Raw genomic sequence first — 26,381 nt, 5'->3', positions numbered from 1 at the left:
GGGCTTTTTCATGCTATAATACAAGAAAAAAACAGGTGATCACTTTGCATACCGTTAAAATTGAAGGACCTTATAATTTTGATCTCGTCTTAAGCAGATTAGCCTTAGATCCACTACATGTACTAGATAAAGAAGCAAGATGGGTAAAAGTACCACTTCGTATCGATAACAAACCAATCGTGGTGAAGATACAAGCAACTGGAATAACGGAAAAACCAACATTTCGCTTAGAGTGGGAGGAAATAGATTCCTCATTGCATGACCTCATTTATAAAGAAATCCGCAGAATTTTCCGGTGGGATGAATCATTGCTCGCCATTCATGAACATTTTCAATCAACCAAATTAAAGCCGCTCTTTGAGGAGCATTATGGAACACCGATTGTATTAGATTTTCATCCTTACAACAGTTTAGTAAAGTGTATAATCCATCAACAGCTAAACCTAAAGTTTGCCTTCACCTTAACCCAGCGTTTTGTGACTACATATGGTTTTCAAAAAGATGGTGTCTGGTTTTACCCAGCACCAGAAACAGTAGCAAAGCTTACTGTCCAAGAATTGCGTGAACTGCAATTTAGTACAAGAAAAGCTGAGTATATTATCGATCTTTCCAATGAAATAATAAAAGGTAATTTAGATATCGCAAGTTTAGAAAAAAAGTCTGATGACGAAATTATGAAAGAATTAATCCGCTATCGAGGAATAGGCCAATGGACTATTCAGAATCTATTATTATTTGGATTAGGAAGGAATAATCTTTTTCCCATTGCAGATATAGGGATTCAAAATGCGCTGAAAAAGCTTTTACAATTGGATCAAAAGCCGACAAAAGAAGAAATGGAGGCTTTGCTCCCGGAATGGCATCCGTATTTAAGCTATGCATCCCTATACCTATGGAGAAGTATTGAGTAGCTCTTTAGCCTTATCTTTAGTTGTTAACAATTAACTATGGTAAAATATAAATAAGTTGATTATTTAAATAGTTTGAAACGAGGAAAGTAAATGGAGAAAAAGACACAGAAAAAACCAAAGAAGCTTATTATGGCTTCAAGAGCATTATTAGTTATTATTGGAGGAATTATCACTGGATATGGGCTGGAAGCAGTGCTTATTCCTAATGCAGTATCTGATGGAGGGGTTACTGGTTTAAGTATCGTTGGTTCTCAGTTAATGGGATTCCCCCTTGGAATTTTGATTGGAATACTAAATATTCCCTTTATATTTTTAGGATATAAACAGATAGGAAAAAGTTTTGCTATATATTCGGTTATCGGTATACTTTCTTTAGCTATTAGTACAAGCTTAATGCACCATGTCCCGACCATCATTGAAGGAGATACGCTTCTAATAACAGTTGTTGGCGGGATTATTATCGGTTTTGGAATGGGTTTAGCCTTGCGTAATGGTGGAGCATTAGATGGAATTGATATGTTAGCTGTATTGCTTTCAAGAAAATTACCATTTGGAACAAGTGATTTAATCTTATTTTTAAACTTGTTTGTATTTATTTTCGTATCTACGGTATTTGGTCTTCAAGGAGCTATTTTATCTGCGATTGCATACTTCATTGCCTCTAAAGTAATCCACATTGTAGAAGAAGGTTTAAGTGGATCCAAAACGTTTAAAATTATTACAGATGAACCAGAAGTAATGGTTGAAACCATTCGTGACCGCCTAGGTCGCAGTGCAACTTATACACTTGCAGAAGGCGGATACTCAAATGAGCCATTTAAAGAAATTACATGTGTAGTCAGCCGGATGGAAGAAAGAAAAATGAAAGAGATTATCCATGAATTAGATCCGACAGCATTTGTCGCTATTTATGATGTATCAGAAGTAAAAGGCGGTAACTTTAAGAAACGGGATATCCATTAATAGAAAAAAGCCAGTTGTCAGCGGACAAATGGCTTTTTTCTTTCTTATAACTTCATAGAAGGACCAAAGAATTCATAATGAATATGACTATCATCAATCCCATTTTTCTTCAATCCTGTTATCACTGCTTGTAAAAATGGAACTGGGCCGCAGACATAGTAATGTCCATCTGTCGTAATGGCATTCTCTTTTAGCCAGTCTGCATCAATATAGCCAGCTTTTTGGAAGAATGGGTTTAGCTTATCTTCTTCGGAAGGATTTTCGTATATATAAGAAAGAGTGAGATTCGTAATTTTTTCTTTCAGTTGGATTAATTCCTCTTTGAATGCTTGGATGGAACCACTTCTTGCAGAATGAATAAAGTGTACCTCGCGATTGGGCTGCTCTGTTGCAATACTTCCTACCATGCTCATAAATGGGGTGATACCAACACCTCCACTGATAAAAACAATTGGGTTTTCTTCTTTTAAAAGGGTAAAGTCACCAGCTGGAACGGTAACTTCTACTAGATCATCAACATTAATATCGCTATGAAGATAATTAGAAACTTTGCCATCCGGATTTTCTACTGACGCTTCCTTTTTAACGGAAATACGGAAATATTCTTTATTGCTGGCACATGATAGGCTGTACTGACGGTTAAATAAGAATTTTTCCCCAGGAATGGATAAGCGGATGGTAATGTATTGACCTGCTTCATAGGCTGGTAACGAACTTCCGTCAGCTGGAGCTAAATAAAAGGACGTAATAACATCACTTTCATTTACTTTCTTTATCACTTTAAATTCTTTATAGTCAGACCAACCGCCATTTTGAGAAGCACTTTCTTCATACATTTCTTTTTCGATATCAATAAATACTTGTGCAATTACACCATAAGCATCAGCCCATGCTTGGATAATTTCATCTGTTGCAGCATCTCCTAGGACTTCTTTAATCGCTTTTAAAAGAAATTCCCCGACGATTGGATAGTGCTCGGCTTTCACCATTAAACTGCGGTGTTTGTGGGCGATTTGTTTTACAACTGGTATAATAGTCTCAAGCTGATCAATATTTTGTGCTGCTGCTAATACGGTATTAGCAAGAGCGGTTTGCTGGCGTCCTCGTGCTTGATTAGCATGATTGAAAATATTCAGCAGTTCAGGGTGGGCAGCAAACATATTTTTGTAGAAAACAGTAGTTATTTGTGTACCATGGACTTGTAATACTGGTACAGTAGATTTAATGATGTCAATAGTTTTTTGTGATAGCATTTTTATAACCTTCTTTTAAAGTAATATTTAAAATACATCTTTAATGATAGGATTCTGTCTCGATAAAAGCAATATTTAAAATGCATCTTTTTCACTGTTTTTAACATGTTTAACAAAATGTTCACAATTTCACTATCAGAACCGTAAAAATAACAAAAGGAGATAGAGTTATGCGGTTAACCAATTATTCTGACTACTCTCTAAGAGTATTAATCTATTTGGCAACACAAGAACAGCCAAAACTAACAAATATCAAAGAAATATCGGAAGTTTATAATATATCGAAAAACCATTTAATGAAGATTATTTTCAATCTCGGGAAATTAGGCTATATAGAAACAATCAGAGGAAGAAGCGGTGGTTTTCGCTTAGCAATGGATCCAGCAGATATTAACATTGGAGCAGTTATCCGCCAAACAGAGGAAAACTTCTATTTGGTAGAATGTTTTGATGATAATAATGCCTGTGTCATCACGCCAGTATGTTCATTAAAGCATGTTTTAAATAATGCATTGGAACAGTTTTTTAAAGTATTAGACCAGTATACACTAGCAGATATAGCAGAAAATCAGGTGATGTTAAAAGATTATTTTGCTCTGAAAAACAAAGCAAGTTCAGAAGAGGAATAATCTGCTTTTTTAGAAAATGTATATAAGAAAAAAGGCTGAACATGTTAATCAGCCTTTTTGTTGTTTCTATATTCACTTTTTTATTCTTCTTTTTCGTTCTCTGCTGGTGTTTCTGTTTCGGTATCTTCCGTTTGGTCATCTTTTTGGTCAGAGCAGCCAACTAACATTCCTGCAAAAAGCAAAGCAGTCTCATTCCCAATGTTAACTTCTTGAAATTCAAAAGAATCACACGTAGCCAAAGTATTTTTTGTATTAACTTAGTGTAGATAGTAAAAAACAAGTTTTGGTGTGAAAATGGGTATATTTTATGGTCCTTTTTTAATGAGAAGGTTATTTTAAATACTTCGTTTGTGGAACAGTCTTATTGACTCATTGCACTATTTGTAGAAATGCTTTTTTTAAGTAAAGCAATTCTAAACAATGCTACAAAAAGGGTTACAGCTGATACGATTAGCAGAGCCATCATTTCAGTTGTTAAACTCTTTCCTCCAAAAATCAATGAATAATAACCATTTGAAGCATATGTTGCCGGTAAATAGGAACCAATCGTTTGATAGAAGCTAGATAACATCGTTTTTGGAATAATTACTCCTGAAGTAACAAGCTGCAATGAAAGGGCAAGGATGTTAAATAACATGCCCCCTGGTCCAAATAAAATAACAAACATCTGTGTCAAGCTTAAGAAAGAGAAATAGACAAAAATTTGGAATATTCCTGACTCTATTATGGATGTGTGTAATTCAATATTAAATATAGCAAACAATAATAATGTGATGCTAGATAAAAGAATAGATGCACCTATATTAATGATTTGTCTTACTAAGAATATCGACCATTTATTATAATTGCTTTTTATTTTTGATGAAACAATATTCATATTAAGGCTCATAATCATAGAGCCTACATATGAAGCAAGTACCATCATTAGCGGCACCATAGTAGGAGCAAATCCATCAACATTATTCGTCTTTTCAACAGTTGTTTGAACAGATTGGATGTTTAAAGATTCTAAGGCTTGAGAAATACCCTTTGAAAATTCTTGAGCGAGCTCATTCGAGGGTACGTTTTTTCCTAATTGTTCCTGTAAGTTTGACAGAATAAGTTGTTGTTTATAATTATAAACATTTTCATTAATGGATTGAGTAATATTCTTTGCTGCTCCATCCATTATTTGTTTTGCCAAAGTAGCGTTTGCTTGGTTAATGAAATAGTTAATTTCCGGTATCTCATTTTCTTGCAGTCGACTAGAAAAGATCGCAGGGATTTGCATCACCATATCTAGTTTTGATTGATTCATATCTTTTTTTGCGGAAGCAATCGATTGGTACATTTTTACTTCAAATGGTACATTTTTCACCACTTCTTTTTCAATCATGGAACCTATTTGTTGGTCCTCATTAACTAAGCCAATTTTCAGCTTGTCGATTCGATTATTAACGCCATCATATGCTGTCATCCATACACAGAAGAAAATTAATAGGAATGCAACTGCAGTGGAAATACCAATAATAGTTTCAGGATGTTTAAAAAATTGTTTTAATGTTTTCATTTAAATTCCCCTTTTTTTAAAGCAAGTACATGCTTGCATTTATAGTAAAAAAATTGCTAGGGTGTTAATCCCCTAGCAAAAAGATAAACACTGTGTTTTATAAAATCCTTTTTGGAACTTGAAATGACACTGTCACCAAAGCGAGATTTTGAAAGAAAGTAGCCGAAATTCAGCCAGATAAAATTCATCGCTTGAAAATCAATATCTGTATCTACTAGCTTCCCTCTTTTATTCATCTCATTAAAGTATAATACCATCATATCTTTTAATTGCTTTGGAATGTTAACAATCGTTTCATTAAGTTCTGGAAACAATTGTGCCTCGCTCAAACCAATCATAACTAAATCTTTGATTTTTTCCATATACGTATGGTAGCCCTCTGCGATCACCCACAAATCTTGTTCAAGATCCCAAACCATTTGTTCATTAATAACTTTTTCTAACATAGGGTGATAGGATACTGATTGAATAGCTGCTTCCATAATCCCCTTTTTATTTCCAAAATGGCGGAAAATTGTTACTTCATTCACACCTGCTTTTTCAGCAATGGCGCGGGTCGTTGTTCCTTTATACCCGTAATCACGAAATAGCTCAATAAACGCTTGAATGATTCGTTCTGATGTACTATTTATTTTTTTCATATCCCATCCAACTTTCAAGAATGAATGCAAGTGATTACTTGCATTGCTTAGAATATCTTAGAATTTACTACATGTCAATACCTTAAGGGATGTTTGACAGTAATAATTTTATAGCTGCCCCAGGAGATTTCATTAAAAAAGTAACTAGTACAATAATTTTAGCAATTGCTGCTTCACTTGTCATTAAGCTATTTACCTGAGGGAATATAGTTTTTATCAGCTGGAAATCTTTTTCAGCTTCTGGGAATAAGAGAAACTGGATATTTCTCCAAAGAAGCTTTAGTATAGGAAGAAGACAGAATGAGGAAAGATAGTAGTACCTTTTTAATAGAAGATAATAGGAGTAATTATAGATGAAAGATAAACAGCAAAATACGATAGCGAAGCTGAAGGTAGGACAAACCTTCCCATTGACAATAAAACGTTTAGGGATAAATGGAGAAGGAGTCGGCTATTTTAAAAGGCAGGTTGTCTTTGTGCCAGGTGCTCTTCCCGGAGAAGAAGTGGTAGTAGAAGCAACAAAGGTTCAGCCCAAGTTTTCAGAAGGAAAGGTAAAAAAGATAAGAAAGTCTTCGCCTTTTCGTGTACAGGCACCATGTCCTTTTTATGAACAATGTGGAGGATGTCAGCTTCAGCATTTAGCCTATGATCAGCAGTTGCAGGAAAAAAGAGATATTGTTATTCAATCATTAGAAAGACATACAAAGCTAAAAATCGATAAATTGGATATTCGGCCAACAATCGGCATGGAAGATCCATGGAACTATCGTAATAAAAGTCAATTTCAAGTGGGACAGCAAAAAAATGGTGCGGTGATTGCAGGGCTATATGGACTTGATTCCCATCGCTTAATCCCCATTCAGAATTGTATGGTACAGCATCCATTAACGAATAAAGTATCAGAAGAAGTTCGCAAAATCTTAGAAGAATTCCAAGTGCCAATCTATGATGAACGGAAACAAAAAGGGATCGTCCGCACAATTGTAACACGTGCTGGCTTTGAATCTGGAGAAGTGCAAGTGGTACTGATCACGACACAAAAAGAAATGCCAAGAAAAAAATTAGTAATGGCTGAAATTCAAAAAAGATTACCAGAAGTAAAATCTTTAGTGCAAAACATCAATGGTAACAAAACGTCTCTTATTTTTGGCGAAAAAACCATCCATTTAAGTGGGGAAGAAGTCATTCAAGAAACACTAGGTGATTTAAACTTCGAATTGTCAGCCCGTGCCTTTTTCCAATTGAACCCTGTTCAAACAGTAAAGCTGTACGATGAAGTAAAAAAAGCAGCAGCGTTAACAGGACAAGAAAAAATAGCGGATGCTTATTGTGGTGTCGGAACTATTGGCTTATGGCTAGCAGATGGCGCAAGTGAAGTCCGCGGCATGGATACAATCGAAGCTGCGATTACAGATGCACAAAAAAATGCAGATAGACACGGTATCGAAAACGCAACCTATGTAACAGGCACAGCAGAACACTGGCTGCCAAAATGGGTAGAAGAAGGCTGGCGCCCAGATGTAGTTGTCGTTGACCCGCCGAGAACAGGCTGTGATCGTAAGCTATTAGACGCAATCAAAAAAGTAAAGCCGAAAAAGTTTGTCTACGTGTCATGTAATCCCTCTACCTTAGCAAAAGATATTGATTATATGTCTAAAGATTATAAGGTGGAGTATTTACAGCCGGTGGATATGTTTCCCCATACGGCACACGTCGAATGTGTAGCTCAATTATCGTTGATATAACAAGCTTTTCATGCAAGGTATGTATACATTGACCACATACCTGCAAATAAAATTATTTAGAGATGAATTTTTCAAAGAGATCGACTGATTTTTCTTTCATTGATTCGGTGACATGAGCATAAACATCGCCAGTTGTTTTTATACTGCTATGGCCAAGACGAACTTTAAAGACATACCTGCTTCTAGGCACATGGTAGCATGAATATGCTTCAAATCATGAAAACGGATTTTTTGAACATTGGCAGTTTTCATTGCTTTATTAAACTCTGTTGTTAATGCTCGAGGGAAAATTGGTTTTCCGGTTTGTGTTGAGAAAATTAAATTATGGTCCTCGTAACTTTTGCGAAGGGCCATTTTCATTACTTTTTATGATTTTTCTATGTCATCCAGTTCTAGGATTTAATCATACAGTATATTGCTCTTCTTTTTTAATATACTAAGAAAAGACTGTAGCACTGGAGATATCCACCTGGATTTATGATAAATCACATTACTTTTAATAAGTTGTGATGATTCAATTGGCTTAAAGATTAATTCGTTATTGTTACAATTTTCTTTCACAACAATATAAGGGAGAATAGCAAGGCCCAACCCGCACAAAACTGATTGTTTAATAACTTCAATACTTGAACTTTCAAATGTTTTGTCAGGCATCTGTCCACTCATACGTATGTAGTTATCCACCATGGTTCTGTACCCACAATTTCTCTCTGTATAGATAAATTGATAATCCTTTAATATCTTTAATGGATTATCACATAAAGCTAAGTCAGCCGGTAAAACCCAACCTAAGGTCTCATCAAACAAAGTAGTCGTAATGAACTCATCGTATTCCATTGATTGTCCAATCAAAAAAATTATATCTGTTTCTCCATCTCTCAGCTTCTTAATTGCTTGTTCATTTGTTCCCGTGTCAAGTATAATATTCACTTTAGGATTTATTTGTTTATATTTTTTTAGGATATTTGGTAAACGGTAGACAGCTAGAGATTCATTCGCAGTAATAGTAAGCGTACCTTCAGGATGATTGCTGTCTTGTGGGATTTCTTGTGCTTTTTCATAAATCGCAAGTAACTCTAACGCATAAGGATGAAAATAATGCCCAGCTTTTGTTAAAAGTATTTTTTTTCCTAACCGATCGAAAAGGGGAGATTGTAAGTCGTTCTCCAAAGCCTTAATATGCGTTGTTACAGTGGATTGTGCATAGTCTAATTCGCGCGCTGCTTTTGAGAATCCACCATATTTAACGACAGCACAGAAAGTCTTAACATGTCTCATTTCCATAGTTAAACCTCTTTTTAGTATCATAATTTATGAATGATTATATCATATATTTCAATTTATCAAATAATAACTCTTCCATTATAGTAAGAGTAGGAATAAAGAAAAAAATCTATTCCACTTCTAAAATTGATTATCGGAGGAGAAATAATATGAGGAAAAAGAGCTATCATATCGCTGTTGTAGGTGCTACTGGTGCAGTTGGCCAGAAAATTATTAACTTGCTGGAGAATATAACTCAATTTGATATAAATGAAGTCACTCTTCTTTCATCGAAGCGATCTGCTGGTAAGAAAATTTCTTTTAAAGGTCGAGAAATCATAATTAAGGAAGCGAAGGAAACAAGCTTTAAGGATGTTGATATTGCATTTTTTAGTGCAGGCGGAGAAGTTTCAAGACAATTGGTAAGATCCGCGGTCGATAGTGGCGCAGTTGTGATTGATAATACTAGCGAATATCGTATGTCAACTGAAGTTCCACTTGTTGTTCCAGAAGTGAATGCACATACTCTTATTAAACACAAGGGTATTATTGCAGTACCAAATTGTTCTGCTTTACAAATGGTAACAGCACTTCAGCCGATTAGAAGATTATTTGGTTTAGAGAGAATTATTGTCTCAACATATCAAGCTGTATCAGGAACTGGAATACATGCAATCAATGAGTTAAAAGATCAATCAATGAAATTACTTGCGGGCGAAGAGGTTACCGCTTCTATAATGCCTGCAAAAAAAGATAAAAAACATTATCCAATTGCTTTTAATGTAATACCGCAAGTAGATGTATTTACTGAAAATGATTACACCTTTGAAGAGGTAAAGATAATTCAAGAAACCAAGAAGATATTTGAAGATTCTAACCTAAAAATGGCTGCCACTTGTGTCAGAGTGCCAGTTGTAAGTGGGCACTCTGAATCTGTTTATATTGAATTGGAACGAGTAGCAACTGTTGATGAAATAAGAAATGTGTTATCTTCGGCACCAGGCGTTATTTTGCAGGATTCTCCAAGTAGTCAACTATATCCAATGCCTATTTATGCAGCCGGAAAAACAGAAACGTTTGTTGGAAGGGTTCGAAAAGATCCTGACAATCCATATGGTTTCCACCTATGGATTGTATCAGATAATTTATTAAAAGGGGCTGCTTGGAATTCAGTCCAGATTGTATTGACAATGGTCGAAAAAGATATCATTTGATCTCAGCCTACTTGAAATGGAACAATATAAACAATAGCAGCATCAGAATCTCTTTAATTGTATAGTTTAAATAAAAGATTGAATTGGGAAAAATCCTCATAAAGACTCGATTAGATCAAAATTAACTAGGAATTAAGTAAAAAATCTACTAAGAGAAGTATTTCACTTGGTATAGAAATATCCCCTGAATCTAATTGTGATTTAGGGGGTGTTTTTGCTTTTCTCTATTCAACTAACCTTTTAATGAAAGAAAAATTTAAAAACAACTATATTACTCTTTATTGTAAATTAAACAACTATATTATTTCTGATATTTGTAATCTGAAACTTTCAGTTAAGAAACAATATGATAATTCATTCCTAACTAAAAGGCATGTAAGAATGTATGGTTGAAGTTGGGAAGAGTTGAAACATCCATTATAACCATGAAAGAATTCTGCCCACTTGACCACATTTTAACTTTTTAAATTTGAAATAGAACGAAACATATTTTCTAAAGTTTGAGTCAAATACTGAGAATGAACATTAGAACGTACGTTTGCTTTGGGCTATGAAACTCAAACCCAAAACGGCGCACGTCGAATGTGTGGCACAATTATCGTTGATATAACAGCCTTTTTATGCAAGGTATGTACACACTGACCACATCCCCTGCCAATATAACTTTTCAAAAAGGATACTTGTCTAAGCATCCTTTTTCTTTTTTATTAAGGCTAATACCATAAATAAGCTCGGAAGAAGAAAAAATAAAGGTAAGCTTAAAAAATAAGGAACTACGGTTTTTGATTCAGTAATATGGTCAGAAAAGTTTATGCTAATAAAAGATGAACAGATGGTTAAAATACACATCATTGGAATGACTAATACGCGATAAGGGAGCTTAAAGATATATTCCAGCCCCTTTAAGGCAGCAAAGGAAAAAATACAAATTTTAATTACTACACCTAATGCAATAATAAATATGGCGAATGCATCTACCCTTTGTAAGAAATCACCTATGCTAATTAATCTAGTTGCACTTACAAGAGGAAAAGTACTGCGAGATGCAATAGATGGTCCTAAGGAAGTTGTGACAATGAATGTACCTACTGTTAACCAGAATCCTGATGAAAGGACAGAATAAATTAGTGTGTGTCTTGCATATTGTTGTTTAGGTAAATGAGAAAATAAAAATGTTAAGGCAAATAATTGAGCATATGGTCTGATGAGCTCATATGGGAAAATGGTATTTAACAAGGGCTTAACCCCTGTAGCTAAAATAGGCGTAACTCGCTCTAATTTTATGTCATGATTACCAAATAATAGAATGGTCACAAGGATAATAAAAAGAATAGCGTATGGTGTAAATACTTCTGTTACTCTTCCAAGGACTTCCACCCCTAAATATATGATGTATGTAAGGATAATCACAAAGCTTAAGCTGCAGACTTCTATCGGAGTGTTAGGGAGAATAAAGGTTGTAACCAATTCTCCAAAATCACGAATAACCCTAGCTGCTAAATAAAAAAAATAGATTGTATAGATATATGTAATAAAAATAGAAATGGGACGATTTAATATGTATTCAAGCATTTCGGAAAAATGTTTATTGGGCAATATTTCTTGGAAATGGTAATAAAATAATGCGATGAAAATGCCAATAATGGAAGAGCATAAAACAGCAATCCAGGCATCCTGTTTTGCATTTATCCCAATCCCGATAATAAGAGAACTCCCCAAATTAAATCCAATAACAATGTGGAATAATTGGTTTAAAGAAATTTTTTCTTTTAACACCATTTTCGAAACTCCCTTTAGGAATATAACTTCTAATCTATTTTATCATTGGTTAAAATCCTGAAAGTATTCCTATATATTGAAATTGTAAGTGTTTTTTTGCCGGCATATGATCGAACGACTCAATATAGCCATCTATGATGATTCATGGTATTACAAATGGAAGGATGGTTTAGCTGGAACCCTTATCTTTTATTTAAAATACTTGCGTTGTCCATCCTCACAATTCCAAATATCAGTCGCGATTTTATGATAGAAATCAGGTTTGTGGGATACCATTAAGATGCTTCCGTGATATTCCTTTAAAGCACGCTTCAATTCTTCTTTTTGTGCATCTACATATAATTGACTGGCAGCTTCGTTTAGTATTAATAAATTCGTTTCTAGGTTTAAAATTTTGCACAAGCTGACCTTGGCTTTTTTCTCCACTAGAAAGGACTTCGATTTGTTCAATATGCTTTGTTGTTAATCCACATTTTGCTAGAGCAGCACGGACTTCCGCTTGATTCATACTTGGAAATTCGCTCTAGATCTCTTCGGAAAAAGTGTTATAGTTGGACTCTTTCACTTCTTGCTCAAAGTAACCGACATGGATTGGTTCCTGCTTTTTTGATTAATAGGAAGGATAACTATACCAATTGACCTATTTTTCACTTTTTGGTTTAAAATGTGTTTAAAACTAAAAAGACAGGGTATTGGAGAAAAAAACGGAATTTATTTACAGATTGAGCTATCAGCAAGCAATTAGGCTATTAGATACTTACCTATACAGAGATTCCAAGTCAATTTGATGCTATTTACCTAAGGTTAATATGGAATAATTAGATAATTTTTATCATTATTCCATATTTTAGGTATGCTACAATGAAAAAGATTGAAAAAAGAAGGGGGTTTAAGGAGGCGTCATCACGTAAAAAAAATACATAGTTATTAAGACGAATAGCACCAGAAAGGGTGATCTTACTTGTCTATATTCTATTATTATGGGTTGTTGCAAGAGAAGGAAGACCAGCTTCGCAGACTAAAGAATGGGAAATCTGATCTGCAGGCTATTAAACATGAAATGACAAGTTATAGTGATAATGTTGTCAAGCCAGATTTATCAGCTTCAACTTGGCATGGGACATTAGCTGTAGAATTTGAAAATATAAGAACAAAGGGAGCTTTTCAACAATATCAAGATATTGAAATAAAACAGTTACCTAATAGGCTTTCGGAAATCAGCGAAAAGATTAACAGTCTGCAAAGTGAAATGAGCAGCATAAGACATACTATCCATGAACTCGAAGAAGAAAGAGAAAAGGAAATGAGAAGAAGACAGGAAAAGAATTAGATGAAATTATTCTTCTTAAATGAGAGCATTTCCTGCAGATAATTTTATTTATTTTTTCTAAATTCTAGTAGTAAAGTTGTGGTGAAAATATGGGAGAAATAAAGTTTGATTATAGTGGGATAGAAAGTGTTTTAAAAAAAATGGATACTAACATAACTGCATTTCAAGCAAATCTGCCAGAAAATAATGCTAAGAATAATAAGTTAGATTTATTAACGGAACTAGAAGAAGTGAATGCATCATTTGTAAAAATAATAAATGAATATAAAACCCTTTTGCTGAAAAATGCCAGCACAGTAAGAAGTTCTGTAACATTGATGAGGGAAACAGATGAAGCACTGAGAGATGCTATTTCTTCAGAGGTACTAAGATGAAAGTATTAGAGGTTGCAAGTCTAGAAGAGTATTTAAGCCAAACAATAAAATCCTTTAATGAAAAGGTAGAGCAGATTCATTCTTTAGAGCAATCTGTGATGGAACTAGTAGGTTTGGATGGTTCCTTTCAAGGAAAAGGTGCTGAATCGATTAAATTCTTTTATGAATCTAGTCATAAGCCTTTTCTAGTGAAACTAAAACAAGTTATTCAAGATTATCAAGAAAAAATATCTCAATGCAGAGAGGCAATACATTCTTTTGAGCCAAATGAAGATGGAGTTATTCGGCAGGAGTTTTTACAGGGAGAGCTTTCAGAGCGCTTAACGTCCGTGCAAAACTATACAAATGATGTCATCGCAGATGGAAATAGCGTAATGGAAAAGATCGCCGATATTATTTCTTTAGCTAGTCTTGATGAGTCCATGTTTAATAGCGAGATTAGAACTGCTAAAGACAAAATAGAGGAAACCATTGATCAGCTTGAAACCATAGATCGGCAAAATGCTGATTCCTTTAATGAAATAAAAAGTGAATTAGCAATCATGCAAAGTTATTTATCAGAGCTAAACACAAAAGTTAACTTTAATCCTGAACTGATTCGTCATTTCAGTCCATATAACCTTTTAACAAGCACTAGCCATTTTTTATTGGTTTCTAGTATAAAGCCATCTAACAGCGGATTTGAAAGTAAACCTCCTTATTGTACCGATTCCTCCCAATCCATCTTTCTATTAGATGCATATGGACAATATCCATATAGCTGGCTGGGATTAAATTATACTCCATCAGAGAAGCAGGAAGTAGAGAAGGTAATTAATGAGGACGGATTTCTAGTCGGAGACAAAGTAACAAAAGGGGATCTTTCTGCAGAAGGCGGACTTGGAAAGATAGAAAATGACTGGTCTGGTTTCGATGACTTGAAAAATGGAAGTGGCCAGCTTGGCGGCGCTAGTTCTTTCAGTGGCATTCATGTTGGCATAGAACACGATACAACTATTCTGGATAGTAGCTTCAGCCAAGATATTCTATTTGCAGAAGGCCAGGCAAGTATTGGGGGGAGCAGTATTCTGCCGATTGCTAAAGCAGGCGGAGCAGTTTATACAGCACAAGTAAAATCTCAGATAGATAAAGAGGTTGACTTTGTAGGAAGCACTGGATTAGAAGCAAAAGGGGAAATTTTAAAAGCCAATGCCTTTGCCGGGGTTGATGGCAGTTCCGTTGGTCTTGGAGCAAAAGCTGCCGTTGCGGAAGGAGAAGTCTCTGGCATAGTGCCAATCCCTTTTACAGACTATACGATTAAAGGAACTGTAGGAGCTTCTGCTTTTGGAGTAGGTGGAGAGGCAAAAGTAGGTAAAGAAATTGTTCTCGACCTTCGCTTGCTATTAGGAGTAAAGCTGGGCATAAGTTTTGAAAAAGAGGAATAAAGAAATTTATTAGTAAAAGGAGAAAGTACTATGTCACAAGAGGTCAACTCATTAATCATTGATAAAGGAACTGAATTATTACCAATTGGAACAATTGTATTGCTTGACATATTTTCACAGCCTTTGATGATTTATGGGAGAATGCAGCAGCAAGCAGAAAAAAACAAAATTTGGCAATATGTGGCATGTCCTTATCCACAAGGACATATTTCTGATGAAACCAATGTTTTTTTCAATCATGAGCAAATCAAACAAGTCATCTTTAAAGGGTTTGAATCAGAGGGAGAAAAATTAATGAGAGAAAAGTTAAATTCCTTGCATCTAAGGGATGAAAAGTGATGAAAAAGATAGTTAGCTTTTTTTGGGAACCATATCTCATTATATGGTCTGAATTTCATTATTTAGCTAATTTGAAGAAAGATTCAGGAACAAATGCAAAGGAAAAAGGCAGAATAGCTCAGCTACAGGCCTTTAATGCTCTGCTCCTAGTAATCTACTCGCTATTTTTAGTCAGTTTCTTTGTCTATATCATTTTGCTTTTTGTCGTAAAGCTTTATGCATTATCAGGAATTATTGTCGGTCTGTTGATGATGACCATTATTAAATTGGTGCAAAAGAAGAAGTATCTAAAACGCCGTAATGCTTTCATAAAAGATGATCCTAGATTGATAGAATCATAGAATAGAGAGGTATCGCATCTTGACTAAATTATTTTACAGCATAATTACTGTAGTATTGATGCTTGTTGGCTGCAGCAATGATTCATCTACTTCAGAAAGGCAAGAGACAAAGGGAAATGTTAATAAAGAAGAACTTTCTTATAAAGACACACAAGGGGAAATTGTGGACTTTATTAATAATGACATCCAAGAAATAGTAACATATGAAACAGAAGCGAATCAGCAATTAGCGACCGTTTCTGGTGATAATTACAATTCCGATGAGGAATTATATGAGGTGCTGACAAGTAAGGTAATTCCTACTTATGAAAAAGCTGTTAACGAAGCGAAGGAACTTCAAGTGTCTGCTGAAGAGCTAGAGCCGATGAAATCAAAAATCAAAGAAGCGACTAGTACGTACTATGAAGCTTTAATACTAGAGAAAGAGGCACTAGAAAAGAAGGATAAAGGACTTATTGAAGAATCAAATAAAAAAGGACAAGAATACATTGAACTAATCAATAGCTATCATGAAGATATGAAGAATTTGGCAAGTAAATATGAAATTGACTACCAGCCAAATTAATTTTCATGCCATTAATAGATTATAAATAGTTAGTTTATAAATTTAATTAAGTTTAAAAGATTATTTAATTGTGGTAACTGCATAATGTCATTCATTGTGTGTTATATATATAAAATAAAAGGAGAGATAATATGTCAGGAATCATTCGCGTTACACCAGAAGAATTAGTAGGTATGGCCAATCGCTATTCTAGTGAAGGAAGTCAAGTGGGAGATCAAATTTCTCGCTTAGACAACATGATTCAAGAATTAGAAAGCATGTGGGAAGGTCAGTCAAGCAGAGCGTTTAGCGAACAATATCAATCGTTAAGACCATCATTTGTAGACATGCAGCAGTTGCTTGAAGAAATTTCTTCTCAATTAAACAGTACAGCAAAAGCATTGGAAGATGCAGACGCTCAAATTGCAAATCAGATTCGAGGATAAGATTGGAAGATAGAATATGGTTTATTTAAGAGCGCTTTTCTACAAATGGAGGCGCTCTTTTCTTTTAAGAGGTGATGACATGTACATTGAGGTAACGGTAGATCTTTCCAAATATAATGGAGAATATGTAGAACTTCGACTCTCTAATTATCATACAGTGAAGAAGTTAGTGGATATTGCCTGGAAGACAACTAACAGGCTAGATACACCAAGAAACGGATATTGGATAAAGGTAATGAATAAAAAGAGAGTTTTTTCTGGAGAAAAGCGGTTAGCAGATATCGGAGTAATGACAGGCGACAAGATTCAAATATTATAAAGGAGACAGCAAGTATGTCAAATGAACATGTATCATATATGGAAAAAAAGCTGGATGCTGTTATCCAGAAGGAAGACCAGCGAATTATATTTAATTTTCAAATTGAGAAAATTAAGCTGAATCATTTGCTGGAAGCAGCGTTTTTAGAAGAAATAGATAGCCAAGTTAAAAGAAAGCTTAATAAACAGGAGGATTTATTACAGATAGAGGTTCAATTGCCTAAGTCTTTTATTTATAATCAAGGAATCTTCTCTTTGAAAAAAAAGGAACAATACATAATTGCTCATCAATTGCTTGAAAATGTCCGCAATCACTCCTTATCCCGTCTTCATTTATTTATATGTCCAGAAAATATTGCTGTCGATCAAGGTTTGGCGCCTTATTTCCTCCATTATGGAGTGAAAGAAAGTATTCCTCCATATGAAGACAATAGGGAGGAAGAATGGCTGCAGCTGAAAGCAATGACAGCAGCATTGATTGATAATCAATATTCTTTTGAACAATATATTGCCTATTATGAAACATTGAAATTAAGTGAAGCAGCAGCTGAGATTATGAAAGCAAATAATTATGATGATCTGCAAGCTGTTCTTGATCAAGCTTTTTTACAGGAAAAAGAGGAATATGAACAGTTGGTCGAACTTCCGAAAAATAAGTGGAAACGGATGAGATATGCCATTTGGGCAACTAGCATTTTATTAGTACCAGCAATTATTTACTCTATCTATACCCTGTTTTTTCTCCAGCCAAAACATAACCATATATTAGACGCCCATCAACACTTTTTAGCGGATGCTTACAGTGATGTAATCAATAGCCTTGAATCATATGATATTGATAGTTTGCCGACTGTTGCGCAATATGAATTAGCAACAGCCTATATATCTGGTGCGGACTTATCCGATAAACAAAGGGATATTGTAAAAAATACAGTTACTCTTCAATCTGATTCTAATTATTATGAATACTGGATTAATATTGGAAGAGGGGACGCCGAAGCTGCCTTGGAGAATGCTCGCTTTCTAGAAGATCGCAGTCTTATCATGTATGCTTTGCTAGAGTATCAGGCTCAAGTTCAGAGAGATGATTCGCTCACCAGTAAAGAGCGTCAGCAACAAATCGATGAAATTGAAAATGAGCTAAATAAATATGAGCAAGATATGAAAGAAGAATCTTCACAAGAGGATACTCTTCTGAAAAATAATCAGACAACAAAAGATCAAGGCCAGAATCCTAAATAAAGAAGAAAGCATCAAAATAATAATTGGAACAATTGCGAGGTGATGTTATGTATACGCTGTTTCTTTTCCATGAACAAACCTATTATTCTATTAAATTAACAAAAAATAGCAGCATTACCATTGGTCCAGAATTTGGAGACAACATTACTCTTCCATCTTTCCCTTCTTCCATACTTGTAAGAGTGGGGGAAGATGACATGGCGACATATACGATAGATTCGACTGAAACTGTGATGGGAACAGAGAAGTTTTATCAACTAAGCCAGGAAAGGCAGTGCCTTACGCTGTTTATGACAAGCAGGAAGAAGCTCGAAAAAACTTACTATATTGGAAATCAGTCTGAAGTAGTATGTATGGTAGCACCAGTTTCACAGGATGAAGAATGGAATTTCGACAAAAAATCTATTTACATAAAAAAAGCGCATATGCAACATGGCGAAAAAGGGCTTTCTTTAATAAAAAATCATAATCATATGGAAATTATTTCTAGAGATTCTACTGTTTATCTAAATGGCCATTTAGTTTTAGACAAACAAAAGCTAGAGGTTGGCGATATACTCTTCTGGAATGGCATATATGTTACATTGATGGATCAGGATGTGATTCAAATAGAAAGCTTCTATGAATTTGAGTCCTCTCTAAAAGAGATTTACCTTCCTCAATCGGAGATGATGAAACGCTATCCGAATTATCGGAGGACACCTAGAATGCTGTATGAATTGCCTAAGGAGAAAGTGCAGTTATCCTTTCCTGGTCAAGAATCGATCCACTCTAAAAGAAGTCTATGGCTAATCATTCTTCCACCTTTAGTGATGCTGATCGTGATGGGACTTGTTGCTTTATTAATACCAAGAGGAATTTTTATACTTATTTCTATCGTGATGTTCTCGATGACTATTATTACTTCCACGGTTCAGTATTTTAAAGAAAAGACAACAAGAAAAGAGCAAGAAGAAAGAAGAAAAAGAGTCTATTCTAATTATCTGGAAGAAAAAAGAAGTGAGCTTGAATCTTTAGCTTCAAAGCAGCGACAAGTACTGGAGTTTCATTTCCCATCTTTTGAAAGAATGAAATATTTGACAGAACAGATCTCTGACCGAATCTGGGAGCGAAGCATAGATAGTAAAGATTTTTTACAATTTCGACTGGGGACAGGGGATGTTCCTGCAAGTTACCAAATAAGTGTAAACTCTGCTGATTTATCCAATCGGGAGATGGATGAATTGCTTGAAAGGTCAAAGCATCTGCAGAAGTCCTATCAGCATGTGAAAAATCTTCCAATTACTGCGGATTTATCGAAAGGATCCATTGGACTTATTGGTAAGATGTCCGTATTAAAGGGAGAATTGCACCAAATCATTGGGCAGCTTGCATTTTTTCATAGTTATCATGATGTACGATTCCTTTTTATTTTTCATGAGGATGAATATAAGTACTGGGAATGGATGAAATGGCTGCCTCATTTTCAAATTCCTCAATCTTTTGCTAAAGGGTTTATTTATAATGAACAAACAAGGGATCAGCTATTGTCATCTATTTATGAATTGATCAGGGAAAGAGATGTGGAAGAAACAGATGAAAAAACTCGTTTTGCTCCCCATTTTGTCTTTATTGTTACGAATCAGGAACTCCTAGCTGAACATGTAATTCTGGAATATTTAGAAGGCTCTCACAGTCATCTGGGCATATCTGCTATCTTTGCAGGTGAAGCTAAAGAAAGCTTCTCAAATAATATTCATACATTGATTCGATATGTGAACGGAAGACAGGGCGATATATTAATCCAAAATAAAGCCGCAGTGCAGATTCCTTTTAATTTAGATAATCATGCTTTAAATGGTAATGAAGAGTATGCCCGTATGCTAAAAACACTTAATCATCAGGTGGGGATTACTAATTCCATACCAGAAACTGTTTCGTTTATGGAGATGCTTAAGGTAAGAGATGTTGATGAAATACCAATTAAAGAAAATTGGCTGACAAATGAGTCTGCTAAAACATTGGCCGCTCCAATCGGACTGAAAGGTAAATCTGATATTGTCTATTTAAATCTCCATGAAAAAGCTCATGGACCACACGGATTGCTGGCAGGTACGACTGGATCGGGGAAAAGTGAACTATTGCAAACGTATATTTTATCACTTGCAGTTCATTATCATCCACATGAAGTAGCTTTTTTGCTCATTGACTATAAAGGTGGAGGGATGGCACAGCCATTTCGAAATATGCCGCATTTGTTAGGTACTATTACTAATATTGAAGGCAGCAGAAACTTTAGTAATCGTGCTCTTGCTTCTATTAAAAGTGAACTTAAACGAAGACAGCGTTTGTTCGATAAATATGAAGTGAATCACATTAATGACTATACAAGCATGTATAAAAGGGGAGAAATTGAAGAGCCGCTGCCACATTTATTTCTTATTTCTGATGAATTTGCTGAATTAAAGAGCGAGGAGCCTGATTTCATTAAAGAATTGGTAAGTGCTGCTCGAATAGGGAGAAGTTTAGGGGTTCATCTAATATTGGCAACACAGAAGCCAGGTGGAGTAATTGATTCTCAAATCTGGAGTAATGCTCGTTTCCGAATTGCTCTTAAGGTCCAGAATGCAGAAGACAGCAGGGAGATTTTGAAGAACAGTGATGCAGCCTCTCTTACTGTTACTGGCAGGGGCTATCTGCAAGTCGGCAATAATGAAGTGTATGAATTATTCCAATCTGCATGGAGCGGTGCTAATTATCAAGAAGATTCTTCACAAATGGAAGATGAAATTGCGATTGTATCGGATCTGGGGTTAATTCCTTTATCTGAGCTATCCATACAGGAAAAAACGAAAGTGCAAGTGAACAGTGAGATTGATGTTATCGTGGGAAAAATAGAAGAGCTGCAAAAGGAGCTTCAGCTAACAAAACTATCAAGCCCATGGCTTCCACCATTATCTCCAAGAATATATCGTCCAGATTATCAGCCTGATGAGAACTGCCGAAAAATTAATCTGGCTATGATAGATGATCCTGAAGCGCAAAGTCAATCGATCTATCCCTATACTTTGCTAGAAGATGGAAATGTTGGGGTCTTTGGCACATCTGGCTATGGAAAAACGCAGAGCTTGATTACTCTTCTTATGGGAATTGCCGAAAATTATTCTCCGGAAGAGGTCCATTTTTATTTAATGGATTTTGGCAATGGCGGATTGATGCCACTTAAGCAACTTCCTCATGTCGGTGAATTATTCTTAATGGATGAACAGCAAAAAATCAATAAGTTTATGGCTATTTTGCAGAATGAGATAAATATAAGAAAACAGCTTTTTCAGCAAACAGAAGTAAGTTCTATCTCTATGTATAATCAGCTAAGTGGTGAGACGCTTCCAGTGTGGTTTATCGTGATTGATAATTACGATATTGTCAAAGAGGAAATGGCTGATTTAGAGGCACAGATAAATCAATTTGCTCGGGATGGTCAATCATTAGGAATATATATGTTCTTTGGCGCTACTCGTGTAAGTTCCATTAGACCGTCCTTGATGAATAATTTAAAGACGAAAATAGTGCATTACTTAATGGACCATACAGAAGCTTATTCTATTTTGGGAAGAATTCCTTATGAACCAGAGCCTATTCCAGGCAGGGCTATTATAAAAAAAGAAGGAATATATTTTACGCAGATTTTACTGTCTTGCATTGGTGATAATGATTTCGACCAGCTAACGGAACTCAAGGCATCCATTCAAAATCTACGGGAGAAATATGAATCCTGCCGAACTCCTCAAAGGGTTCCAATGCTTCCAAAAGAGTTAACTAACATTAGCTTTAAAGAATATATAAAGGACGAAAATTCAGTAGGCCTCATACCTATTGGTTTAGACGAAGAATCTGTCCAGCCTGTATTTGTTGATTTTCATGCTATGAATCATTTCATGATTTTAGGTCAAGCACAAAAAGGAAAGACAAATGTCATTAAGCTACTTATGAACCATGCCATCCAACAAGGAATGGAAGGAATTGGGATATGGGATTCTATCAATCGCGGGTTAGCTTATTTAGCAGAAGGTGACCAGGTTCAATATCTAACAGATCGAGGTACCGTTGCTAAATGGCTAGAATCTACTGAAGCCCTGCTCTTAGAAAGAAATCGTCAATATGATAAGGCGATTTTAGAAGGAAAGGCACTTCCATTCTTTACTCCTTTGTTGTTTGTTATAGATGGATATGGAAGATTACTTCAGGAAATAGACAATAGAATGCAGGAGATGATTGTGAGACTAATGAAAAATTATAGTCACTTAGGGTTTCAGATTGTAGTTTCAGGCAGTACTAATGAATTAACAAAAGGCTATGATCCGTTAACTTTAGAAATAAAGCAAATTAGGCAGGCATTGTTACTAATGAAGAAATCGGAACAATCCTTGTACACTTTGTCATATGAGCGTAAGGAACCAGAAATCCAGCCTGGCTATGGATATTATGTAAAAAATGGGCTTGAGAGAAAAATTCAAATTCCTTTAGTGCTTATGGAGAGGAAGGTATATTCTTGATGGGAAAAGTGAAATTGTGGAAGATGGTTATTGCACTGGTTGTCATAATTGGTGTTCCAGTGTTATTTTTTCAGCTGATTGGAGATCATCCATTTCTGGAGAAGCCAAATACAACCAAAACAATTGCAGTTGTAAATGAAGATGCTGGTGTTGATATTGCTGGAGAACATAAACTTTTAGGGGGAGATGTATCTTCTATTCTCTCCAACGAGTCATCTTTTCAGTGGACTGTTGTTTCTAGAAGCGCTGGAGAGAATGGATTAAGGAATAAGAAATATGATGCTGTCATCTATATTCCATCTAATTTCTCTGAACAAGTGATGGCATATGAAGAAGAAAATCCTAGTAAAGTGACATTTAAATATAATGTTCAAAGTCAGTTAAATGCGGTAAATACTGAAAAAGTAAATTTGGAGATAGAAAGGGCTACCAAACGGGCAAATGAACGTATCAGTTCCTTATATTGGAATTATGTAGCGAACGATATGGAAATGGTACGCTCTGAATTTGAAGAAATTTTGCAAAAGGAAATAGACTTTCAGCAGACTATGCTAGCTTTCTATAAACCAAGTTCCAAGAATCTTGCTGATGAGATTTTAGAACAAGAGGGCGTATTAAAGTCCATGAAGTCATCTATTGAGCAAATCGGCACGCAAAGTGATAGTCAGAATCAATCTATGAAGTCATTTTCTGAGGATTTAAGCAGTTTAGTTGACTATATCAAGGTATATGAAGAGTATCAGCAACAACAAAAACAAAAATTGACAAACTTGCAGACTACTGCTCTTTCTACAATAAAGTCAGCGACAGAAGCTTCATCTCCTTATTTTGCTGAACAGTCACTTTTTTTGTCGGAGAATAATCAACAATTAATGAGTAACGCTAATTCCGTTTATGAAAAACTAGATAACAGTAAACGGTTATTAACATTACTAAAAGAAAATAGAATATTTGCTTTGGATAAACAAAGGGAAGCAATTTATGACTACCAGAGCAGAATGCTAGATTATTACAAGCAATTAATTGATACAAAATCTTTGAATTCTTTTCAAGAAAAGATAGTGAAAACCAAAGAAAAATTGGCGGAAGGGGAAGGCAGCTTGTTACCAGAAGCACCGCCAGAAAATCCAGAATACCCTAATTTGCCGACATCTGATGATGATAAGGATAGCGACGACCAAACAGGAGAACAATTTATATTAGAAAGTACGCATGCAAAGGAAGATTCAAATACTGCTAATGGAGCAAACAGGGAAACGAAAAATTCATCTGCAGAAGAGCAGTTAGCACAAATGGAAGAATTATTGAAAAAGCTTCATGAGTATTTACAGGCAGATGAACAAATTCCGGATGAAAGTAAGAGTCAGTTCGAAATACAATTAAAGGACATTCAAAAAAAATTAGAGGATGTGAAGCAATCACTTAAAACGAGTAACGAGGGTAATAACCAAATTATTCAGCAATTGAAAGAAAAAATTGCTGCACTTCTTACAGACAATGAAACGTTGGCAAATACGATCAAAGAGCTTACAGAAAATAAAAATTCTCTTACCGAAGAGAATAGATTGTTGAAAGAATATATAGAATCTCTCATAGAAGTAAATGATGAGCTGCGGGAACAGCTGACACTTCTTACGAATAATATGAATTCTATTATAACTAGAATAGAAGAGAAAGAAGAGGCAATTTTAGCATCACCAGCACTGTCTGGGGATAGAAAACATAGCCTTGAAACTTGGTTCCATAAGGAATTTCTTACTGGAGATATTATGGATTTGCTTTATTACTATGCTTATCTAGATCAATATGAAACGACGTTGAACAACATGCTTTCTGAGAACAACGCAAAGAGCGAAGTAATGAAAAATGAACAATTTCTTACAGAGCTTACAAGGATTTTTCAATTAACAGATGCGGAAACAACTGCTTGGACAAATGTGGAAACAGAAATGCCGACAATTGGAGATGGCTTAACAGCACTTCAAGACCAATTTGTTGTATTCTTGGCTAAATCAAAAGAAAGCCTAGACACACATCATACAGAATTAGCCCAGAATTTATCCGAGATTAAAACAGAAGGGGAAGCATTACTTCAGCAAATACAGCAAGGGGAACAAACTGCGGCGCATGAACCAGGATCGGCAAAGGGAACTCAACTGGTAGCGGTACATTCACAAATCATCGAGCAAGTAAATGCTATTCATTCTTCCATAAAAGAAGCAGGAAAGCACCAGCAGACTGTTATTGACCATACGAATGAACTGCATGATGAAGTTTCGTTTGTACAGACAGATGCAGATGCCTTAAATAATAAATGGGCTGTAAATGTAGATTCAACAAGAAAAATAAAGGATGATGTCTTTAGTGTTCTGCAAAATGCATTTATTGAAGGACGCTCTAAAGGCGACGTTTATAATTTCTTATCTAGTCCACTTCAATTAACAGCTGGTGCAAGTGAAGTGAAACAGGAAAAAAATATTCCGCCTGTGGTTATTATGTTTATTGTCTTAATTAGCAGCTTGCTAATTGGGTATACAACCTATTACTTTAAACGTATTCCATTGTGGTTCCGTGGAACAGTCTTTCTTTTACTTAATTTGATTGTCGGCTTTGTGATTAGTTTATACGGATTAAATATCTATGAACTCTCTCAAGCCAGTACGATGCAATGGACTGTATTTACTATCCTTTTATTATTAGTGAGTTCTAGTATAATTGCAGTCAGTTTTGCAGCACAAAAACTTCTTGGTTTATTCCTTACAGTCGGATTAATTATTTTATATGTAACACCACTATTAGCTTTAACAACACCGAATTTCAGTTATGATGATCCGATGTCCAAAGTTTATATGTCTATTCAATATGGAACGCAATCGTTATTTGCTCCGGCAGCGATCATTCTATTGATTGGGCTACTGCTGCTGATAGGAGTACAAATTCTTATAGAAAGATGGAAAAGCAAGGAAATAGAGGATGATTCGAGAAATGAATCGGTTTAGTAAAAAAATCTTTCTTAGTCTAATCTTATTTGTATTCATGGCTATCTTCAGTTGGCTGACCGAGCAAACGGCAAGGGCGGATTCCCTGATTGATAGATTACAGCCCAATGAATACGAAAGCAGTCGTAATCTAAAGAATACAGATTTTCTAAAAGAATCGAGTCAATCATCTAAGACAGATGCTTTAACGGCAGAAAAACGTGCTATTTCTTTTGATGGAAGCAAAGTAAATGACCATGACGAATGGAAAGGGCAGCTTTTTACACAAAAGATGGAAACAGGCAGTAGCATTACTAGGAAAGCAGAAAAACTTCAGTTATTTACAGATGATGAAGAGAATGTTCACTACAGAGTGGACAGGATAGGAGAGGAAAATTCTACAGAGCTATCGATGGCTTTATTGATAAGCATTTTAATTGGCATTTGTCTTTTGCTTCTCATTCTTATATTATTTGTCTTTTATCGGAGTAATCTGAAAGTGACAAGGAAAGGAAACCTGTAAGACAAAAAGAATATGGGGTACCCAATTGGAATTAATTCAT

The 26,381-nt window shown here is 35.2% G+C and carries 23 protein-coding genes and 1 pseudogene; 17 read left to right on the top strand and 7 right to left on the bottom strand.

The features are described 5' to 3' along the window. Positions 1-44 precede the first annotated feature (44 nt). Together NSS71_RS21415 and NSS71_RS21410 are read left to right on the top strand one after the other, a co-directional pair. Entirely contained in the window at positions 45-911 is an 867-nt protein-coding gene (locus NSS71_RS21415; RefSeq protein WP_061799863.1) for a DNA-3-methyladenine glycosylase family protein, read from the top strand. A 90-nt stretch (positions 912-1,001) separates the two neighbouring features. After that, positions 1,002-1,874 (top strand): YitT family protein, encoded by an 873-nt coding sequence (locus NSS71_RS21410; RefSeq protein ID WP_047941704.1) that lies wholly within the window; start codon positions 1,002-1,004, stop codon positions 1,872-1,874. A gap of 44 nt (positions 1,875-1,918) precedes the next feature. On the opposite strand, the gene hmpA is transcribed toward NSS71_RS21410, so the two are convergent. Further along, positions 1,919-3,127 carry an NO-inducible flavohemoprotein gene (gene hmpA / locus NSS71_RS21405; RefSeq protein WP_047941703.1) on the bottom strand — a complete coding sequence of 403 codons (1,209 nt, stop codon included), beginning with the start codon at positions 3,125-3,127 and terminating at the stop codon, positions 1,919-1,921. 170 nt (positions 3,128-3,297) lie between these two features. Here hmpA and NSS71_RS21400 point away from each other — a divergent pair, with 170 nt between their 5' ends. Beyond that, positions 3,298-3,756: an RrF2 family transcriptional regulator gene (locus NSS71_RS21400; protein WP_047941702.1), complete on the top strand. Its 459-nt coding sequence runs from the start codon at positions 3,298-3,300 to the stop codon at positions 3,754-3,756. A gap of 361 nt (positions 3,757-4,117) precedes the next feature. Here the strand turns inward: NSS71_RS21400 and NSS71_RS21395 are convergent, their stop codons facing one another. Both NSS71_RS21395 and NSS71_RS21390 read right to left on the bottom strand, forming a co-directional pair. Beyond that, a complete protein-coding gene (locus NSS71_RS21395) occupies positions 4,118-5,305 on the bottom strand; it encodes a YhgE/Pip domain-containing protein (protein ID WP_095322556.1) in 1,188 nt (395 codons plus the stop codon). A 56-nt stretch (positions 5,306-5,361) separates the two neighbouring features. Next, positions 5,362-5,946, bottom strand: coding sequence for a TetR/AcrR family transcriptional regulator (locus NSS71_RS21390; RefSeq protein WP_047941700.1), 585 nt, complete (start codon positions 5,944-5,946; stop codon positions 5,362-5,364). A gap of 353 nt (positions 5,947-6,299) precedes the next feature. Between NSS71_RS21390 and rlmD the strand changes: the two genes are divergently transcribed. Continuing rightward, positions 6,300-7,691 carry a 23S rRNA (uracil(1939)-C(5))-methyltransferase RlmD gene (gene rlmD / locus NSS71_RS21385; protein ID WP_095322555.1) on the top strand — a complete coding sequence of 464 codons (1,392 nt, stop codon included), beginning with the start codon at positions 6,300-6,302 and terminating at the stop codon, positions 7,689-7,691. Between the two features lie 138 nt (positions 7,692-7,829). Here rlmD and NSS71_RS21380 read toward each other — a convergent pair whose 3' ends face one another. Continuing rightward, the gene (locus NSS71_RS21380; protein WP_217989373.1) at positions 7,830-8,045 is read right to left on the bottom strand and encodes a tyrosine-type recombinase/integrase; all 216 of its coding nucleotides are present in this window, start codon (positions 8,043-8,045) and stop codon (positions 7,830-7,832) included. Positions 8,046-8,090: 45 nt separating this feature from the next. Beyond that, a complete protein-coding gene (locus tag NSS71_RS21375; protein WP_082810077.1) occupies positions 8,091-8,999 on the bottom strand; it encodes a LysR family transcriptional regulator in 909 nt (302 codons plus the stop codon). 125 nt (positions 9,000-9,124) lie between these two features. Between NSS71_RS21375 and NSS71_RS21370 the strand changes: the two genes are divergently transcribed. After that, the gene (locus NSS71_RS21370; RefSeq protein WP_095322554.1) at positions 9,125-10,168 is read left to right on the top strand and encodes an aspartate-semialdehyde dehydrogenase; all 1,044 of its coding nucleotides are present in this window, start codon (positions 9,125-9,127) and stop codon (positions 10,166-10,168) included. A gap of 684 nt (positions 10,169-10,852) precedes the next feature. Here the strand turns inward: NSS71_RS21370 and NSS71_RS21365 are convergent. Together NSS71_RS21365 and NSS71_RS21360 are read right to left on the bottom strand one after the other, a co-directional pair. Further along, on the bottom strand, positions 10,853-11,947 hold the full coding sequence (locus NSS71_RS21365; protein WP_341152026.1) for a GerAB/ArcD/ProY family transporter: 1,095 nt from the start codon (positions 11,945-11,947) through the stop codon (positions 10,853-10,855). A gap of 193 nt (positions 11,948-12,140) precedes the next feature. Then, positions 12,141-12,536: pseudogene (locus NSS71_RS21360) on the bottom strand (ATP-binding cassette domain-containing protein); the annotation flags it as partial. 372 nt (positions 12,537-12,908) lie between these two features. On the opposite strand from NSS71_RS21360, the gene NSS71_RS21355 reads away from it, so the two are divergent. The 12 genes from NSS71_RS21355 to essA all read left to right on the top strand — a co-directional run bounded on the left by NSS71_RS21355 (position 12,909) and on the right by essA (position 26,341). Further along, positions 12,909-13,277 (top strand): YwqH-like family protein, encoded by a 369-nt coding sequence (locus NSS71_RS21355; protein WP_047941693.1) that lies wholly within the window; start codon positions 12,909-12,911, stop codon positions 13,275-13,277. An 89-nt stretch (positions 13,278-13,366) separates the two neighbouring features. Beyond that, on the top strand, positions 13,367-13,651 hold the full coding sequence (locus NSS71_RS21350; RefSeq protein ID WP_047941692.1) for a DUF5344 family protein: 285 nt from the start codon (positions 13,367-13,369) through the stop codon (positions 13,649-13,651). After that, entirely contained in the window at positions 13,648-15,075 is a 1,428-nt protein-coding gene (locus tag NSS71_RS21345) for an LXG domain-containing protein (RefSeq protein ID WP_047941691.1), read from the top strand. The genes NSS71_RS21350 and NSS71_RS21345 overlap by 4 nt, the downstream gene beginning before the upstream one ends. Positions 15,076-15,105: 30 nt before the next feature. Beyond that, entirely contained in the window at positions 15,106-15,414 is a 309-nt protein-coding gene (locus NSS71_RS21340; protein ID WP_047941690.1) for a DUF4176 domain-containing protein, read from the top strand. Beyond that, complete coding sequence (locus NSS71_RS21335) at positions 15,414-15,755, top strand: hypothetical protein (RefSeq protein ID WP_341152025.1); 342 nt, start codon at positions 15,414-15,416, stop codon at positions 15,753-15,755. Before NSS71_RS21340 ends, NSS71_RS21335 begins: the two co-directional genes overlap by 1 nt. Before the next feature lie 19 nt (positions 15,756-15,774). Further along, a complete protein-coding gene (locus NSS71_RS21330; RefSeq protein ID WP_336044728.1) occupies positions 15,775-16,320 on the top strand; it encodes a hypothetical protein in 546 nt (181 codons plus the stop codon). A 131-nt stretch (positions 16,321-16,451) separates the two neighbouring features. After that, positions 16,452-16,745 carry a WXG100 family type VII secretion target gene (locus NSS71_RS21325; protein WP_047941688.1) on the top strand — a complete coding sequence of 98 codons (294 nt, stop codon included), beginning with the start codon at positions 16,452-16,454 and terminating at the stop codon, positions 16,743-16,745. A gap of 79 nt (positions 16,746-16,824) precedes the next feature. Continuing rightward, the gene (locus tag NSS71_RS21320; RefSeq protein ID WP_095259189.1) at positions 16,825-17,064 is read left to right on the top strand and encodes an EsaB/YukD family protein; all 240 of its coding nucleotides are present in this window, start codon (positions 16,825-16,827) and stop codon (positions 17,062-17,064) included. A gap of 14 nt (positions 17,065-17,078) precedes the next feature. Next, positions 17,079-18,305, top strand: a complete 1,227-nt coding sequence (gene essB, locus NSS71_RS21315; RefSeq protein ID WP_047941686.1) for a type VII secretion protein EssB — start codon at positions 17,079-17,081, stop codon at positions 18,303-18,305. 47 nt (positions 18,306-18,352) lie between these two features. Beyond that, the gene (essC, locus tag NSS71_RS21310; protein ID WP_341152024.1) at positions 18,353-22,840 is read left to right on the top strand and encodes a type VII secretion protein EssC; all 4,488 of its coding nucleotides are present in this window, start codon (positions 18,353-18,355) and stop codon (positions 22,838-22,840) included. Continuing rightward, positions 22,840-25,839 carry a type VII secretion protein EsaA gene (gene esaA / locus NSS71_RS21305; RefSeq protein WP_341152023.1) on the top strand — a complete coding sequence of 1,000 codons (3,000 nt, stop codon included), beginning with the start codon at positions 22,840-22,842 and terminating at the stop codon, positions 25,837-25,839. Before essC ends, esaA begins: the two co-directional genes overlap by 1 nt. Then, entirely contained in the window at positions 25,826-26,341 is a 516-nt protein-coding gene (gene essA, locus NSS71_RS21300; RefSeq protein ID WP_061799832.1) for a type VII secretion protein EssA, read from the top strand. The genes esaA and essA overlap by 14 nt, the downstream gene beginning before the upstream one ends. The last annotated feature ends 40 nt before the right edge of the window (positions 26,342-26,381 follow it).

It is taken from the genome of Niallia sp. FSL W8-0951, assembly GCF_038006525.1.
GTDB lineage: Bacteria > Bacillota > Bacilli > Bacillales > Cytobacillaceae > Niallia > Niallia circulans.
This window is presented reverse-complemented; position numbering and strand designations above follow the sequence as displayed.

What these genes read in the sequence shown, in the direction of transcription:
- NSS71_RS21410 (WP_047941704.1), top strand. Translation starts at nt 1,002, where the DNA reads ATGGAGAAAAAGACACAGAAAAAACCAAAGAAGCTTATTATGGCTTCA.
- hmpA (WP_047941703.1), bottom strand. Translation starts at nt 3,127, where the DNA reads ATGCTATCACAAAAAACTATTGACATCATTAAATCTACTGTACCAGTA.
- NSS71_RS21400 (WP_047941702.1), top strand. Translation starts at nt 3,298, where the DNA reads ATGCGGTTAACCAATTATTCTGACTACTCTCTAAGAGTATTAATCTAT.
- NSS71_RS21395 (WP_095322556.1), bottom strand. Translation starts at nt 5,305, where the DNA reads ATGAAAACATTAAAACAATTTTTTAAACATCCTGAAACTATTATTGGT.
- NSS71_RS21390 (WP_047941700.1), bottom strand. Translation starts at nt 5,946, where the DNA reads ATGAAAAAAATAAATAGTACATCAGAACGAATCATTCAAGCGTTTATT.
- rlmD (WP_095322555.1), top strand. Translation starts at nt 6,300, where the DNA reads ATGAAAGATAAACAGCAAAATACGATAGCGAAGCTGAAGGTAGGACAA.
- NSS71_RS21380 (WP_217989373.1), bottom strand. Translation starts at nt 8,045, where the DNA reads ATGGCCCTTCGCAAAAGTTACGAGGACCATAATTTAATTTTCTCAACA.
- NSS71_RS21375 (WP_082810077.1), bottom strand. Translation starts at nt 8,999, where the DNA reads ATGATACTAAAAAGAGGTTTAACTATGGAAATGAGACATGTTAAGACT.
- NSS71_RS21370 (WP_095322554.1), top strand. Translation starts at nt 9,125, where the DNA reads ATGAGGAAAAAGAGCTATCATATCGCTGTTGTAGGTGCTACTGGTGCA.
- NSS71_RS21365 (WP_341152026.1), bottom strand. Translation starts at nt 11,947, where the DNA reads ATGGTGTTAAAAGAAAAAATTTCTTTAAACCAATTATTCCACATTGTT.
- NSS71_RS21350 (WP_047941692.1), top strand. Translation starts at nt 13,367, where the DNA reads ATGGGAGAAATAAAGTTTGATTATAGTGGGATAGAAAGTGTTTTAAAA.
- NSS71_RS21345 (WP_047941691.1), top strand. Translation starts at nt 13,648, where the DNA reads ATGAAAGTATTAGAGGTTGCAAGTCTAGAAGAGTATTTAAGCCAAACA.
- NSS71_RS21340 (WP_047941690.1), top strand. Translation starts at nt 15,106, where the DNA reads ATGTCACAAGAGGTCAACTCATTAATCATTGATAAAGGAACTGAATTA.
- NSS71_RS21335 (WP_341152025.1), top strand. Translation starts at nt 15,414, where the DNA reads ATGAAAAAGATAGTTAGCTTTTTTTGGGAACCATATCTCATTATATGG.
- NSS71_RS21325 (WP_047941688.1), top strand. Translation starts at nt 16,452, where the DNA reads ATGTCAGGAATCATTCGCGTTACACCAGAAGAATTAGTAGGTATGGCC.
- NSS71_RS21320 (WP_095259189.1), top strand. Translation starts at nt 16,825, where the DNA reads ATGTACATTGAGGTAACGGTAGATCTTTCCAAATATAATGGAGAATAT.
- essB (WP_047941686.1), top strand. Translation starts at nt 17,079, where the DNA reads ATGTCAAATGAACATGTATCATATATGGAAAAAAAGCTGGATGCTGTT.
- essC (WP_341152024.1), top strand. Translation starts at nt 18,353, where the DNA reads ATGTATACGCTGTTTCTTTTCCATGAACAAACCTATTATTCTATTAAA.
- esaA (WP_341152023.1), top strand. Translation starts at nt 22,840, where the DNA reads ATGGGAAAAGTGAAATTGTGGAAGATGGTTATTGCACTGGTTGTCATA.
- essA (WP_061799832.1), top strand. Translation starts at nt 25,826, where the DNA reads ATGAATCGGTTTAGTAAAAAAATCTTTCTTAGTCTAATCTTATTTGTA.